Origin of the sequence: Streptomyces sp. RerS4, assembly GCF_023515955.1 — a bacterium.
Lineage (GTDB): Bacteria > Actinomycetota > Actinomycetes > Streptomycetales > Streptomycetaceae > Streptomyces.
This window is the reverse complement of sequence record NZ_CP097322.1, coordinates 1,554,952-1,569,804: the sequence shown is the minus strand read 5'-3', so window position 1 is coordinate 1,569,804 and position 14,853 is coordinate 1,554,952. Positions and strand designations below refer to the sequence as shown.

The window sequence follows — 14,853 nt, the reverse complement described above, 5'->3', positions numbered from 1 at the left end:
ACATGTCAGACCGTACGGGCCGGAAGGGGCAACGGCAGCGCAGGCAGGCCGTCGAGGCTCGTGGCGACCTTCTTCTCGCAGTACTCGGCGAACTCCTCGTCCGTCTTGCGGCCGAAGTACTCCGCGTGGAGGGTGCGCTCGCCCTGGTACTCCATGAAGGGGACGGCGTACCCGCACACGTCGGAGATCCGGCGGGCGTGGACGAGGATCACGGCCCGCGCGGCCGGCCCGTCCGCCTCCCCGAACAGGCCGACCAGCTCGGCCCAGCGGGGGTCGTCGCGGAAGACCGCCTCGCCCTCGCCGTGCACGCGCACGATGTTGGGCGGGCCGGAGAACGCGCACCACATGAGGGTGATGCGGCCGTTCTCACGGACGTGGGCGATGGTCTCGGCGCCGCTGCCCCCGAAGTCCAGGTAGGCGAGGGTCTGCTCGTCGATGACGACGAGGGTGCCGGCGCGCCCCTTGGGGGAGAGGTTGACATGACCGTCCCCGGCGAGCGGGGCGGTCGCGGTGAAGAAGATCGGCTGCGCCTCGATGAACGCGCGCAACCTGCCGTCGATGCGATCGTGGAGCTTTCCCATGCCCCCGATTCTGTCGGATCTGTGCGCGGTGGATCGGTCGGGTTCGGGGGGTTCCACTCCCCGATACCCAGCCGAGAGAGCCGCCGCGCCAACCGGAACGGATCGAACAGGTGCGCCGCGCGCATCAGCAGCCCGCCGAGCACGGCCCGATCCGCCTCCCGCACGAAGGTCGACGGCTCCCACGCACGCACCGTCAGCTCGGCGATGCGGCGCAGCCCCGGGTCGGGGTCCTCCAGGAGGTCAGGCGGGCGCCGTCGGGCACGGGGTGGTGGTACGACCAGACGCGCCGCACCGTGAGGTCGAACTCGATCCACGCGTCGGGCCCGTCGAGGCCGAGGCCCGCGCCGTGCGGGGCGGGCTCCTCCCCGCGCTCCAGCGCCTCCACGACCGCCCGCCCGCTTCGCGCGCCGCGCCGCCCCGTCGTGCCCATGTTCCGCCCCTCTCCGCGTGTCTCCGGGGGAGCGTAGGCGGTCGCCGGCCGCGGTGTCGCCCGAGATACCCGCAGGTCAGACGGGGCGGACGACATGCCTCCGATTCTCGATTGACGAAACATACGGAGTAGTGCATAGTTATGCCTGTCGTTGAATGCACCGTAAGGAGAAACCCGTGACCGAGCGCGTCGTACTCGCCTACTCGGGCGGCCTGGACACCTCCGTCGCCATCGGCTGGATCGCCGAGGAGACCGGCGCCGAGGTCATCGCCGTTGCCGTGGACGTCGGCCAGGGCGGCGAGGACCTGGACGTCATCCGCAAGCGCGCGCTCGCCTGCGGTGCCGTCGAAGCCGAGGTCGCGGACGCCAAGGACGAGTTCGCCAACGAGTACTGCCTCCCGGCGATCAAGGCGAACGCCCTCTACATGGACCGGTACCCGCTGGTCTCCGCCCTGTCCCGGCCGACCATCGTCAAGCACCTCGTCGCCGCCGCGAAGAAGCACAACGCCGGCATCGTCGCCCACGGCTGCACCGGCAAGGGCAACGACCAGGTCCGCTTCGAGGCCGGCATCCAGGCCCTGGGCCCGGACCTCAAGTGCATCGCCCCGGTCCGTGACTACGCGATGACCCGCGACAAGGCCATCGCCTTCGCGGAGCGGGCCGACCTCCCCATCGCCACCACCAAGAAGTCCCCGTACTCCATCGACCAGAACGTCTTCGGTCGCGCCGTCGAGACGGGCTTCCTGGAGGACATCTGGAACGCGCCGATCGAGGACATCTACGAGTACACCTCGAACCCGGCCACCCCCCGCGAGGCCGACGAGGTCGTCATCTCCTTCAAGGAGGGCGTCCCGGTCGCCATCGACGGCAAGCCCGTCACCGTGCTCCAGGCCATCCAGCAGCTCAACGAGCGCGCCGGCGCCCAGGGCATCGGCCGGATCGACATGGTCGAGGACCGTCTCGTCGGCATCAAGTCCCGCGAGGTGTACGAGGCCCCGGGCGCGATCGCGCTGATCACCGCCCACCAGGAGCTGGAGAACGTCACCGTCGAGCGCGAACTGGCCCGCTACAAGCGGCAGGTCGAGCAGCGCTGGGGCGAGATGGTCTACGACGGCCTGTGGTTCTCCCCGCTCAAGCGGGCCCTGGACGGTTTCATCAACGAGGCCAACCAGCACGTCACCGGCGACATCCGGATGACCCTCCACGGCGGCCGCGCCGTCGTCACCGGCCGGAAGTCGGAGGAGTCCCTCTACGACTTCAACCTGGCGACCTACGACTCGGGCGACACCTTCGACCAGTCCAAGGCCCAGGGCTTCATCGACATCTTCGCCCTGTCCGCGAAGATCGCCGCCCGCCGCGACCTGGCCTGACCCCGGTCGTCACGCAGGAGCGCAGCAGCGCAGTACCGAGACGGCCTCCCCGTTACCTCCGCGGCGGGGAGGCCGTCGCACACCCACCCTCATGAGGAGCAGTAGCTGTGAGCAGCAACAACGGTGACGTCCGGCTCTGGGGCGGCCGGTTCGCCGACGGCCCTTCGGAGGCCCTCGCGAAGCTGTCCGCGTCGGTCCACTTCGACTGGCGCCTGGCGCCGTACGACATCGCCGGCTCGCGCGCCCACGCCCGCGTGCTGCACAAGGCGGGCCTGCTCACGGCCGAGGAACTCGACCGCATGATCGCGGGACTCGACCGGCTCGAAGCCGACGTGGCCGACGGCTCCTTCGTCGGCACCATCGCCGACGAGGACGTCCACACCGCCCTGGAGCGGGGCCTGTTGGAGCGGCTCGGCCCCGACCTCGGCGGCAAGCTGCGGGCCGGCCGCTCGCGCAACGACCAGGTGGCCACCCTCTTCCGGATGTACCTGCGCGACCACGCGCGGATCATCGGCGGCCTGATCGCCGACCTCCAGGACGCCCTCGTCGGCCTGGCGGAGGCGCACGCCGACGTGGCGATGCCGGGCCGTACGCACCTCCAGCACGCGCAGCCCGTCCTGTTCGCCCACCACGTACTGGCCCACGTCCAGTCCCTCTCGCGGGACGCCGAGCGGCTGCGGCAGTGGGACACGCGGACCGCGGTCTCCCCGTACGGTTCCGGCGCCCTCGCCGGCTCCTCCCTCGGCCTGGACCCGGAGGCGGTCGCCGCCGACCTCGGCTTCGAGCGGGGCTCGGTCGGCAACTCCATCGACGGCACGGCCTCGCGCGACTTCGTCGCCGAGTTCGCCTTCGTCACCGCGATGATCGGGATCAACCTGTCGCGGATCGCGGAGGAGATCATCCTGTGGAACACGAAGGAGTTCTCCTTCGTCACCCTCCACGACGCCTTCTCCACCGGCTCCTCGATCATGCCGCAGAAGAAGAACCCGGACATCGCGGAGCTGGCGCGCGGCAAGTCCGGCCGGCTCATCGGCAACCTCACCGGCCTCCTCGCCACCCTCAAGGCGCTGCCGCTGGCCTACAACCGGGACCTCCAGGAGGACAAGGAGCCGGTCTTCGACTCCTGCGACACCCTCGAAGTGCTGCTCCCGGCCTTCACCGGCATGATGGCCACCCTCACGGTCAACCGGGAGCGGATGGAGGAGCTGGCGCCGGCCGGCTTCTCGCTGGCCACCGACATCGCGGAGTGGCTGGTCAAGCAGGGCGTGCCGTTCCGGGTGGCGCACGAGGTGGCCGGTGAGTGCGTCAAGGTGTGCGAGTCCGAGGGCATCGAGCTCGACCAGCTCACGGACGAGCAGTTCGTGAAGATCTCGGAGCACCTGACCCCCGAGGTCCGTACGGTCCTCAACGTCCGGGGCGCGCTGGCCTCGCGCGACGGCCGGGGCGGCACGGCCCCCTCGGCGGTCGCGCTCCAGCTCACCGAGCTGAAGGCGGACCTGGTGATCCAGCACGCCTGGGCCGTCCACAAGCAGTAGTCGTCACGACGCCCGCAGGGGCGCGCCCGCGGGGGCGGTACGGGCAGCATCGGCCCGTACCGCCCCCGCGGCGTTTCGTTCCGAGAGCGGTCTCGGCATGACCAACGGTCGTCCCGGCCTACGACGCCCAGTCCGCCAGCGCGTCGAAGTCCGGCCGGGTCAGGCCGATCCGCTCGTCGATCCGCATCAGCAGCGTGTGCGCCGGGTGCGACCGGTCCACGTACTCGCGGTCCAGGGTCGTGATGTCGTCGTCGATCCAGGCGAACGGCCGCCCGGCCGCGTACGGGAGGATGTACTGCGTCTTCCAGAACGTGCCGCGCGGCGCCCAGCCGTGCATCACCGGCCAGTCGATGAACGGCAGCCGCGGCAGCCCCAGGTGGGGGCCTATCCAGTCGTTGGCCTCGTCCTTCCAGGTCGTCGCCCACACGAGGTCGTACCACCGCGCCAGCGCGAGCAGCTCGGCGCCGTGGTCGGGGTTCAGCCAGACCCGCAGCGGCTTGCCCTCCGTGAAACCGGTGGGGCGCATGCGGTGGGTGAGGTAGCCCTCGGGGCGGCGCTGAGGCTGGGCCCCGTAGGGGTTCAGGGGGCCGTCGACGTCGATCAGCAGCAGTGGCTTCATGTGATCAGGGTTTCCTTCCGGCCGCCTGCAGGCAGCTGATTTTCCGACCGAATGAGACAGTGGCGTCTCATTCGGGTTACGCTTGTCTCATGGCTATGGATCGTGACCAGGTGCTGCGCGACGCGGCGGCCCTGCTCTCCCGCAAATCGACCGCCACGATGGACGAGGTGGCCCGCGCCGCCGGCATCGGCAGGGCGACCCTCCACCGACACTTCGCCGGGCGCGACGCCCTCGTACGGGCCCTCGAAGACCTCGGCATCCGCGCGTTCGAGGAGGCCTTCGACAACGCCCGCCTCGACGAGGGCACGGCGGTGGAGGCCCTGAAGCGGCTCATCGCGGAGGCGGAGCCGAACGCCGAGCTGCTGGCCTTCCTCGTCACCGAGAACCAGCTCTTCGAGGGCGACCAGGTCAACGAGGGCTGGGCCCGCCTCGACGCCCGCGTCCTCGCGCTCTTCCGGCGCGGCCAGAGCGACGGCGACATCCGGATCGACCTGAGCCCCGCCTGGCTCACCGAGGCCCTCTACGGCCTCATCGGCAGCTGCGCCTGGGCCGTCATGGACGGTCGGGTCGCCGCGAAGGACTTCCAGTACATGATCACCGAGTTGCTGCTCGGTGGCGCACGACGGAGTGTGGAGTGATGAGCCGAACCGAACAGCCGGCCCGGCGTACCGCCGCGGAGGGGACCGGGCGCGGGCGCTGGGCGGCCCTGTCCGTGCTCGTCCTGGCCGTCCTGCTGGTCGCCGTCGACGCCACCGTACTCGGTCTCGCCACGCCCTCCCTCAGCGAGGACCTCAAGCCGTCCGGCACGCAGTTGCTGTGGATCGGCGACATCTACTCGTTCGTCATCGCCGGCCTGCTCGTCTCCATGGGCTCCCTCGGCGACCGCATAGGCCGCAAGAAGCTCCTGCTCGTCGGCGCCACCGCGTTCGGCGCCGTCTCGGTCCTGAACGCCTACGCCACCAGCCCCGAGTTGATGATCGTCGCCCGCGCCCTGCTCGGCGTGGCCGGCGCCACCCTCATGCCGTCCACCCTCGCGCTGATCCGCAACATCTTCCACGACCCGCGCGAACGCAGCCTCGCCATCGGCATCTGGGGCGCCACCGCCTCGGCCGGCGCGGCCGTCGGACCCGTCGTCGGCGGCGCGCTGCTCCAGCACTTCTGGTGGGGCTCGGTCTTCCTCATCAACCTCCCGGTGATGATCGCCCTGGTCCTCGTCGGCATGCGGCTGCTCCCCGAGTCCAAGAACCCGGTCGCCGGGCCCTGGGACCTCGTCAGCGTCGGCCTGTCCCTCGTCGGCGTCATCGGCGTCGTGTACGCCATCAAGGAGGTCGCCACCCACGGCCCCACCCCGGACGTCTGGATCGCCGCCGCCCTCGGCGCCGCCTGCCTGTACGCCTTCGTACGCCGCCAGTTCGCCCTGACCTCCCCGCTGCTCGACATGCGGCTCTTCAAGCACCGCGGCTTCTCCGGCGCCGTCCTCGCCGACCTCCTGACCGTCTTCGGCCTCTCCGGCCTGGTCTTCTTCCTCTCCCAGTTCCTCCAGCTCGTCCAGGGCCGCGACCCGCTGGAGGCCGGCCTCGCCGAACTGCCCGCCGCCGTCGGCGCGGTGGCCACGGGCCTGGTCGCGGGCCGGTTCGCCCGCAGGTACTCGGTACGCGTCATCGTCGCCGGCGGCCTCGCCGCCATCGGCCTGGCCCTCGGCGCGCTCACCGTGATCCACCGCGAGACCGGCTACCCGCTGCTCGGCGCCGCGCTGCTCGTCGTCGGACTCGGCGCCGGCTTCTCCTTCACCGTCACAGCCGACGTGATCCTCTCCAGCGTCCCCAAGGAACAGGCCGGTTCCGCCTCGGCCGTCTCCGAGACCGCCTACGAACTCGGCGCGGCCCTCGGCATCGCCCTGCTCGGCTCCGTCGTCACCGGCGTCTACCAGGGCTTCACCGTCCCGGCCTCGGTCCCCGCACCCGTCGCCGACGCCGCGCACGAATCGCTCGGCGGCGCCGTGGAAGCCGCCCGCGCCCTGGACCCGCAGACCGCCCAGACCATGGTCGGCGCGGCCCAGGAGGCCTTCGTGGACGGCCTGCGCCTCGCCTCCGGCGTCGGCGCCGCCGTCCTGCTGGCCACGGCGGTGGCCGCCTGGTTCCTGCTCAAGGGGCAGGAACTCCAGGAGGGCGTCGAGCACTGACGCCCCGGCAGGGCGCTTCGGTGCGGCCGGAGTTGACGGGTTGACAGCGTGATCACCGTCGCGGCACCATCCGCGCGATGGAGATCACCGACCTGACCCCCGCGGAACGCCGTGTCCGGGAGGCCTTCCCGCGCGGCGAGAGCGTCGACTTCCGCGAGAGCCCCGAGGAGACCTCCCACGACGGAGCCTCCTGGGGGCCCGAGCGCACCGTCCGCGCCGAAGTGCTGCGCGCCCTGCTCGTCGGCGGCTCAGCCGAGGAGGGCCGCGTCGCCGGCCTCAAGCTCTACGGTGCGAAGATCGTCGGCAAGCTCGACCTCAAGTACGCGGTCGTGGACCACCCGATCCGGATGCGGGTCTGCTGGTTCGAACGCAAACCCATGATGTACGGGGCCCAGCTGCGCGCCGTCGTCCTCGGGGACTCCACCCTGCCGGGCCTGACCGCCGCCACCGTCCGCGTCGAGGTCGTCCTGCGGCTCTCCTGCTGCCGGATCAACGGTCCCGTCCGGCTCGCCGGCGCGAAGATCACCGGCGGCCTCTTCCTCCAGGGGGCCGACATCCGGCCCGGCAGCCTCCCCGACGAGGTCGACGAGCCGCCGCTGCAGCTCAACCACGCCGAGATAGGCACGGACATCATCGCCGGGGACCTCACCGTCCACGGTCAGCTCCGCATCAACGGAGCCACCGTCGCCGGTCAGATCAACCTCGACCGCGCCCGGCTGATCAACCCCGGCGGCATCGCCCTGCACGCCGAGACCCTCACCGTCGGCAGCGACGTACGCGCCAACGAGCTGCACGCCGAAGGCATGGTCAACCTCACCGGCGCCCGCGTCCCCGGCCAGCTCATCCTGAGCCGGGCGCACCTGTCCAACCCGGGTGGCGTGGCGCTGCGCGCCAGCTCGGCCGACATCGCGGAGTTCTGGCTGCGCAAGTGCCCCACCATCGACGGCGTCGTGAACCTGCGTCGCAGCCGGCTCGACCTGCTGTGGGCCGAGCCGTCGGTCTGGCCGCCCGTGGTCCGCATGGACGGGCTCACCTACCGGCTGCTGCACCCGCACCTGCCCGCCGAGGAGCGGGTACCGCTGCCGGAACGCGAGGAGGACGGCTATCTGCCGTACGCCTACGAGCAGTTGGCCGCCGCCTACCGCACGGTGGGCGACGAGGCCTCCGCCCGTACCGTCCAGCTCGCCAAACTCCGCCGCCACCGGCGCACCCAGCCCCGGCACAGCCGGGCCTGGGGACTGCTCCAGGACGTCACCGTCGGGTACGGCTTCCGGCCGCTGCGGGCGGCGGGCTGGCTGCTGGCGCTGCTGGTGACGGGCACGGTCGCGTACGGACTGCGGCCGCCCCGCGAGATCAAGGCGGGGGAGGCCCCCGACTTCAACCCGGTCTTCTACACCATCGACCTGATGCTGCCGATCGTCGGCTTCGGGCAGGAGAACGCCTTCGCGCCGAGCGGCTGGTACCAGTGGCTGTCGTACCTGCTGATCGTGACCGGCTGGGTCCTCGCCACCACGACGGCGGCGGGGGTCAGCCGGTCACTGAGCCGCCAGTGAACCGGGTCGGTCGTGACGCCGGGTCGGTCGTGACCCCGGGTCAGGCCGCCTTGGCCTTGGTGGCGTACATGTCCACGTACTCCTGGCCCGACAGTCGCATGACCTCGGCCATCACCGAGTCGGTGACGGCCCGCAGCACGTAGCGGTCGCGGTCCATGCCCTCGTAGCGGGAGAACTCCATCGGCTCGCCGAAGCGGACGGTGACCCGCCCCGGGCGCGGCATGCCGGCGCCGCCGGGCTGGAGCTTGTCGGTGCCGATCACCGCGAACGGGACCACCGGGGCGCCGGTCATCAGGGTGAGGCGGGCGATGCCGGTACGGCCCCGGTAGAGGCGACCGTCGGGGGAGCGGGTGCCCTCGGGGTAGATCCCGAAGATCTTGCCCTCCTCCAGGATCCGGCGGCCCGTCATCAGCGCGGCGACTCCGCCGTTGGCCCCGTCGCGGTCCACCGGGATCATGCCCGATCCGGTGAAGAACCACGCCATCAGGCGACCCTTGAGGCCCTTGCCCGTCACGTACTCGTCCTTGCCGATGAAGTGGACCGTGCGGTCACAGACGAGCGGCAGGATCATCGAGTCGATGAAGGTGAGGTGGTTGCCCGCCAGGATCACCGGACCGGTGCCCGGAATGTTCTCGATGCCCTCCACCCGGGTGGGGAACATCATGCGCATGACCGGTCCGACAGTGGCTTTGATGAGCGCGGTACGGAACAACGTGAGCCCTCCGGCATCGAAAAGCGGCTTTCGCACCACACAGCGGTAGTGCAGGTGAGGACGATACTCGCGGGTCACCACTGATCGCACATCGGGTTCACGCAGTGGATACGCGGTGTTGACGTGTGTTTCCGCCATGTTCCGGCGCAGACCGCCGCCACGCCACCTCCGCCTGCCTACGATCGCATCCCGATCCGGGCCGGACGGAACCGGCGGATCCCGGGACCGAGGCCCTTCGAAACCAAGGAGTGGCACTCATGACACAGGGTGGGGCAGCGCGGCGCACGGTACTGGGCGCGGCCGTCCTGGCGGCCGGAGCCGGCATGACCGGCCTGGCGGCCACGACCGCCTCCGCCGTGACCGCCGACTCGCGGGCGGCCGGCGGACACGACGACGGCCGCGAGGGCGGCTACCGGGACCTGCCCTCCCCGACGGTGATAGGTCATCGGGGTGCGAGCGGCTACCGCCCCGAGCACACCCTCGGCTCCTATCAACTCGCCCTCGACCTCGGCGCCGACGTCATCGAGCAGGACCTCGTCCCCACCAAGGACGGTCATCTCGTCTGCCGCCACGAGAACGAGATCGGCGGCACCACCGACGTCGCCGACCACCCCGCCTTCGCCTCCCGGCGCACCACCAAGACCATCGACGGCGTCTCCGTCACCGGCTGGTTCACCGAGGACTTCACCCTCGCCGAGCTGAAGACCCTGCGCGCGAAGGAACGCATCCCCGCCCTCCGGCAGCGCAACACGCTCTACGACGGCCGCTGGGCCGTTCCCACGTTCGAAGAGGTCCTGCGCTGGGCCGAACGCGAGGGCCGCCGGCGCGACCGCCGCGTCTGGCTGCACGTCGAGACCAAGCACCCCACCTACTTCCGCGGCCTCGGCCTCGGACTGGAGGAGCCGCTCGCCAAGCTCCTGCGCCGCTTCCGCCGCGACGGCCGCGACGCCGCCGTCTTCCTCCAGTCCTTCGAGCCCTCCAGCATCCAGCGGCTCTCCCGGCTCGTGTCCGCGCCGCGCGTGGTGCTGCTGTCGGCCGCGCACACCCGGCCCTGGGACTTCGAGGTGGCCAAGGACCCGCGTACCGTCGCCGACCTGGTCAAGCCCGAGGGCCTGAAGTGGATCTCCGGCTTCGCCCAGGGCATCGGCCCCACCCTCGACCTCGTCGTGCCCCGCGACGCGGCCGGCAAGCTCGCCGCCCCGACCACGCTGGTGCGCGACGCCCACGCCCGCGGCCTGATCCTGCACCCCTACACGGCGCGCAACGAGAACAGCTTCCTGCCCGCCGAGTACCGCAAGGGCACCGACCCGGCCGCCTACGGGGACGCCCTCGGGGCCCTGCGACGCTACTTCGAGCTGGGCATCGACGGCATCTTCACCGACCACCCGGACACGGGCCTGCTCGCCGCCGAGGACTTCCGGCCGGGCCGCGCCGTCAACCGCTAGGCACGGGTTCCCGTACGAGTGGGCCGGGCCCGGCGGGGAAACCGCCCGGCCCGCCGCCCGCGTCCCGCCCGGCATGGACCTGCTGAAGGTGAAGGCCGACCTCTACGACGAGTTGGGCCCGCTGCTCTCCGCCGAGGCCGAGGCCGAGGCCCCGGCCGCCGGAGTGGACCCCGCCGACCTGGAACAAGCCGTCTGGGTCAGGCTCCTGGAGCGCGGCCCGCGCGAAGCCGACCCCACGGGCCGGGCCCGCTGGATACGGCGCGCGGTGCGCGCGGAGGCCCGGCTCGCCCGGCGCCGGGCACGACGCGAGATCCCCTACGGAGCCACCCCGGGGGACGTGGCCGGCGAGCCGGAGGGCGCCCTGCTGCACGGCGAGGAGAACCGGGCCCTCCGATCGGCGGTCGCCCGATTGCCGGGGCGTTGCCCGGAACTGATAAGGGCACTTCTTTCGCCCAGAGACCTCACCTACCGTGAAATCGCAGGAGAGTTGGGTATCTCACAAGGAAGTTTGGGGCCTGTCCGTTCCCGTTGCCTGGGATGTCTGCGCAGAATGCTGGCTGCAGAGGTTGCGGCTCCTGGCCTGCGGGGAAGGGAGCGGTAGACCACAGGGCTACCAGGTGAGCGGGAGGCATGCGCACATGGGCATGAGCGTGACCATTTCGGCGGCGACCGCCGAAGACGCCGAGCAGATCTTCAAGCTGCAGTATCTGGCGTTCCAGCGGGAGGCCGAGCTCTACGGCAACTACCTCATCCAGCCGCTCACCCAGTCCCTGGACTCCCTCAAAGCCGAGCTGGCCGGGGACACCGTCCTGGTGGCCCGGCTCGGCGACGAGGTCGTCGGAGCGGTGCGCGGGAGCCTCGGCGAGGACGGCACGGCCAGCATCGCCAAGCTGTGCGTGCACCCCCGGATGCAGGGCCACGGACTCGGGGCCCGGCTGCTGCGTTCGGTGGAGGCGTCCCTGGCCGGCCAGGCCGGAACCACCCGCTTCCGTCTGCACACCGGCGTCAAGAGCGAGGCCAACCTGCGCATGTACCGCAAGGCGGGCTACCTCGCGGTCGGCAACCGCACCGCCTCCGACGGCGTGCACCTGGTCATCCTGGAGAAGGAAGCCGACGCGACCGACTTCGCGGTCAGCGCCTGACCTGTCCGCGGCGGGCTGTCCGCCGCGGGCTGTCCGCCGTTGGGCTGTGCGCCGTTCGGCCGCCTACCGCTTGGCGCGCAGCCACAGCATCCCGGTGATCGGCAGGATCACCGGGATGAACAGGTAGCCCATCCCGAAGTCGGACCACACGGTCGCGTCCGGGAAGGCCTCCGGACGTGCCAGCGTCCAGGTGCCGACGGCCAGCACACCGGCCAGCTCGACGCCGCAGCACAGCAGCGCCACCTTGCGGGCCCGCTCCCCGCCGCGCACCAGCGAGTACGTGATGAAGGCGTAGGCCAGGGCCGCCGCGGCGGACAGCGAGTACGCCAGCGGCGCCCGGTCGAACTCGGTGGAGATCTGGTAGGCCGAGCGCGAGACGGCGCCGACCACCATGACTCCGTAGACCCACACCAGCAGCAGCCCCGGGCCGGAGACGAGGCGCCCGCGGCCCTCGGGCGTGGCGGTCGTCGTGTCAGGCACCGGTGCTTCCCCAGATGTCGTAGAGGCGTACTTCGAGGACGGCGAGGACGACCGCGCCGGCGGCCACCGTCACCGACCCCCACTTGGTCCGCTCGCTCAGCGAGAGCATCCCGGCTGCCGGGACCGCCGCGAAGGCGCCCAGCAGGTAGGCCACGAAGATCACCGTGCCCTGGCCGGGCTTCTCGCCGCGGGCCAGCTGGACCAGGCCGACCACCAGCTGGGCCAGGACCAGGACGGTCACCACGGCCATGCCGATGAAGTGCCAGTCCTTGGTCGGCTGGTCCCGCCATGCGGCGTGGCCGCACCAGGCGGCGAGGGCGAGGGCGGCCGCACCGATGGCGACCGTCAGGGCGTCGAGCATGCAGCGAGGGTATTACGGGCCGAAAGACCCGATGCGCCCACCCCTGGGTGCGCGCTTTCCTGGAGGAGGTCGAGGACGCACCCGCCGGCCTCGCCGCCGGGCGCGCGGCCGGCACGCGGACCGTGGCCTTGACCACAACGCACACCGCCGCCGAACTCGACGCCCACGTGATCGTCGAGGACCTGTCGGCCGTGTCGGCCGTGTCCGCACAGGTCGGGGAAGCCGGAGTGAGGCTGGAGACGCGCGACCCGAGGTGACCGTGGGTGTCCGCGATCCGGCGAAAACCTGTCCGCTATCCGGACAGTTTTGATCGGTGAGTCGTACGGTCTGCTTTACTGGGGCCCATGACCACGACGAGCAGCCGCACCCTTGCGACCGAGGCGACGATGACGCCCGGTGCTCGTTGTATGTGTCGAATGTGCGCCTTCTGAGGGCCCCTTCCCCGCTATCTCGCGCCCCGAAGCGAGACCGGCCCGAGCCTGTCCACGCACCACGGACCGCTCCTGCCCCGCGCACGCGTCGACCCCGGCTTTTTGTGACGGTTCGACCCGTATCGCGTCCCCAGATGTTTGCCCCGTGCCCGGCACCCGCTGCGCCGTGCACTCGACAGCGACGGAAATCCTGTGATCACCACATCGGGCCTCACGAAGGTCTACCAGTCCCGTGGCCGTGAGGTCACCGCCCTGGACGGCGTCGACCTGCACGTCCGGGAGGGCGAGGTCTACGGAGTCATCGGCCAGAGCGGCGCCGGCAAGTCCTCCCTCATCCGCTGCGTGAACCTGCTGGAGCGCCCCACCACCGGCACCGTGACCGTCGACGGCGTCGACCTCACCGCGCTCGCCGGTCGCGGCCGCCGCGCCGGCAAGGAGCTCCGCGAGGCCCGCAGCCGCATCGGCATGGTCTTCCAGCACTTCAACCTGCTGTCCTCGCGCACGGTGCAGGCCAACATCGAACTGCCCCTGGAAATCCTCGGCGTCTCCGGCCGCGAACGCTCCCGCAAGGCCCTGGAACTCCTCGACCTCGTCGGCCTCGCCGACAAGGCCAAGGCCTACCCCACCCAGCTCTCCGGCGGTCAGAAGCAGCGCGTCGGGATCGCCCGCGCCCTGGCCGGCGACCCCAAGGTGCTGCTCTCCGACGAGGCCACCAGCGCCCTCGACCCGGAGACCACCCGCTCGATCCTCCAGCTGCTGCGCGACCTGAACCGGCAGCTCGGCCTGACCGTCCTGCTCATCACGCACGAGATGGACGTCGTCAAGGCCGTCTGCGACTCCGCCGCCCTGATGAAGCGGGGCCGGATCATCGAATCCGGCACCGTCGCCGAACTGCTCGCCACTCCCGGCTCCGAGCTGGCCGGCGAACTCTTCCCGGTCAGCGGGAGCGCCACCGGCCCCGACCACACCGTGGTCGACGTCACCTTCCACGGCGAGGCCGCCACCCAGCCGGTCATCTCGCAGCTCTCGCGCACGTACAACATCGACATCTCGATCCTGGGCGCCGCGATGGACACCGTCGCCGGCCGCCAGATCGGCCGCATGCGCATCGAGCTCCCCGGCCGCTACGAGGACAACGTCGTGCCCGTCGGCTTCCTGCGCGAGCAGGGGCTCCAGGTGGACGTGGTCGACGGGGACGAGCAGACCGACGCGGCCGACGCGATCGACGACGAACTGGCCGCGCTGGTCAAGGACGGTGCCAAGTGACCTGGTCCGAAATGCAGCCCCTGCTCACCCAGGGCACGTACGACACCCTCTACATGGTCCTGTGGTCCACCGTGGTGACCGTCCTCGGCGGACTGCCCATCGGCATCCTCCTCGTCCTCACCGACAAGGGCGGCCTCCTTCAGAACCGGCCGCTCAACAAGGTCCTCGGCGTGATCGTGAACGTCGGCCGCTCGCTGCCGTTCATCATCCTGCTGATCGCCCTGATCCCGGTCACCACGGCCGTCGTGGGCACCTTCATCGGCCCTACCGCCATGATCGTCCCGCTCGCCATCGGCGCGATCCCCTTCTTCGCCCGCCTCGTCGAGACGGCCGTCCGCGAGGTGGACCACGGCCTGATCGAGGCCGTCGAGTCGATGGGCGGCGGCATCCCGACCCTCGTCGGCAAGGTGCTCCTCCCGCAGGCCCTGCCCTCGCTGGTCGCCGCCGTCACCACCACCGTCATCACCCTGGTCGGCTACTCCGCCATGGCCGGCGCGGTCGGCGGCGAGGGCCTCGGCTCCAAGGCCATCACCTACGGCTTCCAGCGCTTCGAGACCGGCTTCATGGTCGCCACCGTCGTCGTGCTGATCGCGCTCGTCACGGTGATCCAGCTCATCGGTGACGGCGTGGTTCGCGTCCTCGCCCGCCGCGGCCGGACAGCCTGAACCAACCCCCCCGTTTCACCCCCCAAGAGAGCCCGCACTTGTCGTGCTTGGGCCACCACCAGCGGGTCCCACCAGGACCCG

16 protein-coding genes and 1 pseudogene are annotated in these 14,853 nt (G+C 71.1%); 11 read left to right on the top strand and 6 right to left on the bottom strand.

The window, feature by feature from the left end; translation table 11 throughout:
- Positions 1-5: 5 nt before the first annotated feature.
- Together M4D82_RS07200 and M4D82_RS07195 are read right to left on the bottom strand one after the other, a co-directional pair.
- On the bottom strand, positions 6-581 hold the full coding sequence (locus M4D82_RS07200) for a pyridoxamine 5'-phosphate oxidase family protein (RefSeq protein WP_249765239.1): 576 nt from the start codon (positions 579-581) through the stop codon (positions 6-8).
- Positions 582-774: 193 nt separating this feature from the next.
- Positions 775-1,011 carry a hypothetical protein gene (locus M4D82_RS07195; RefSeq protein ID WP_249765238.1) on the bottom strand — a complete coding sequence of 79 codons (237 nt, stop codon included), beginning with the start codon at positions 1,009-1,011 and terminating at the stop codon, positions 775-777.
- Positions 1,012-1,187: 176 nt separating this feature from the next.
- Between M4D82_RS07195 and M4D82_RS07190 the strand changes: the two genes are divergently transcribed.
- Together M4D82_RS07190 and argH are read left to right on the top strand one after the other, a co-directional pair.
- Positions 1,188-2,381, top strand: a complete 1,194-nt coding sequence (locus M4D82_RS07190; RefSeq protein ID WP_249765237.1) for an argininosuccinate synthase — start codon at positions 1,188-1,190, stop codon at positions 2,379-2,381.
- A 107-nt stretch (positions 2,382-2,488) separates the two neighbouring features.
- A complete protein-coding gene (gene argH / locus M4D82_RS07185) occupies positions 2,489-3,916 on the top strand; it encodes an argininosuccinate lyase (protein WP_249765236.1) in 1,428 nt (475 codons plus the stop codon).
- A 118-nt stretch (positions 3,917-4,034) separates the two neighbouring features.
- Here the strand turns inward: argH and M4D82_RS07180 are convergent, their stop codons facing one another.
- Positions 4,035-4,535, bottom strand: coding sequence for an HAD domain-containing protein (locus M4D82_RS07180; RefSeq protein WP_249765235.1), 501 nt, complete (start codon positions 4,533-4,535; stop codon positions 4,035-4,037).
- Positions 4,536-4,624: 89 nt separating this feature from the next.
- On the opposite strand from M4D82_RS07180, the gene M4D82_RS07175 reads away from it, so the two are divergent.
- The 3 genes from M4D82_RS07175 (at position 4,625) to M4D82_RS07165 (ending at position 8,270) form a co-directional block, all read left to right on the top strand.
- Positions 4,625-5,173, top strand: a complete 549-nt coding sequence (locus M4D82_RS07175) for a TetR/AcrR family transcriptional regulator (protein WP_249765234.1) — start codon at positions 4,625-4,627, stop codon at positions 5,171-5,173.
- On the top strand, positions 5,173-6,717 hold the full coding sequence (locus M4D82_RS07170) for an MFS transporter (RefSeq protein WP_249765233.1): 1,545 nt from the start codon (positions 5,173-5,175) through the stop codon (positions 6,715-6,717). The genes M4D82_RS07175 and M4D82_RS07170 overlap by 1 nt, the downstream gene beginning before the upstream one ends.
- 77 nt (positions 6,718-6,794) lie before the next feature.
- Positions 6,795-8,270 (top strand): bactofilin family protein, encoded by a 1,476-nt coding sequence (locus M4D82_RS07165; protein ID WP_249765232.1) that lies wholly within the window; start codon positions 6,795-6,797, stop codon positions 8,268-8,270.
- Positions 8,271-8,310: 40 nt separating this feature from the next.
- Here M4D82_RS07165 and M4D82_RS07160 read toward each other — a convergent pair whose 3' ends face one another.
- Positions 8,311-8,940 (bottom strand): lysophospholipid acyltransferase family protein, encoded by a 630-nt coding sequence (locus tag M4D82_RS07160; protein WP_249765231.1) that lies wholly within the window; start codon positions 8,938-8,940, stop codon positions 8,311-8,313.
- Positions 8,941-9,239: 299 nt separating this feature from the next.
- On the opposite strand from M4D82_RS07160, the gene M4D82_RS07155 reads away from it, so the two are divergent.
- From M4D82_RS07155 to M4D82_RS07145, 3 genes are all read left to right on the top strand, one after another.
- Entirely contained in the window at positions 9,240-10,427 is a 1,188-nt protein-coding gene (locus M4D82_RS07155) for a glycerophosphodiester phosphodiesterase (protein WP_249765230.1), read from the top strand.
- Between the two features lie 73 nt (positions 10,428-10,500).
- Positions 10,501-11,028 (top strand): sigma-70 family RNA polymerase sigma factor, encoded by a 528-nt coding sequence (locus M4D82_RS07150; protein ID WP_249765229.1) that lies wholly within the window; start codon positions 10,501-10,503, stop codon positions 11,026-11,028.
- A gap of 37 nt (positions 11,029-11,065) precedes the next feature.
- Positions 11,066-11,569 carry a GNAT family N-acetyltransferase gene (locus tag M4D82_RS07145; RefSeq protein WP_249765228.1) on the top strand — a complete coding sequence of 168 codons (504 nt, stop codon included), beginning with the start codon at positions 11,066-11,068 and terminating at the stop codon, positions 11,567-11,569.
- 63 nt (positions 11,570-11,632) lie between these two features.
- Here M4D82_RS07145 and M4D82_RS07140 read toward each other — a convergent pair whose 3' ends face one another.
- Positions 11,633-12,049 carry a hypothetical protein gene (locus tag M4D82_RS07140; protein ID WP_249765227.1) on the bottom strand — a complete coding sequence of 139 codons (417 nt, stop codon included), beginning with the start codon at positions 12,047-12,049 and terminating at the stop codon, positions 11,633-11,635.
- Positions 12,042-12,410, bottom strand: coding sequence for a hypothetical protein (locus M4D82_RS07135; protein ID WP_249765226.1), 369 nt, complete (start codon positions 12,408-12,410; stop codon positions 12,042-12,044). The genes M4D82_RS07140 and M4D82_RS07135 overlap by 8 nt, the downstream gene beginning before the upstream one ends.
- A gap of 71 nt (positions 12,411-12,481) precedes the next feature.
- Here M4D82_RS07135 and M4D82_RS07130 point away from each other — a divergent pair.
- The 3 genes and pseudogenes from M4D82_RS07130 to M4D82_RS07120 all read left to right on the top strand — a co-directional run.
- Positions 12,482-12,667, top strand: a pseudogene (locus tag M4D82_RS07130) (HAD family hydrolase); the annotation flags it as partial.
- A 366-nt stretch (positions 12,668-13,033) separates the two neighbouring features.
- Positions 13,034-14,107 carry a methionine ABC transporter ATP-binding protein gene (locus M4D82_RS07125; RefSeq protein WP_249765225.1) on the top strand — a complete coding sequence of 358 codons (1,074 nt, stop codon included), beginning with the start codon at positions 13,034-13,036 and terminating at the stop codon, positions 14,105-14,107.
- Positions 14,104-14,772 carry a methionine ABC transporter permease gene (locus tag M4D82_RS07120; protein ID WP_249765224.1) on the top strand — a complete coding sequence of 223 codons (669 nt, stop codon included), beginning with the start codon at positions 14,104-14,106 and terminating at the stop codon, positions 14,770-14,772. Before M4D82_RS07125 ends, M4D82_RS07120 begins: the two co-directional genes overlap by 4 nt.
- The last annotated feature ends 81 nt before the right edge of the window (positions 14,773-14,853 follow it).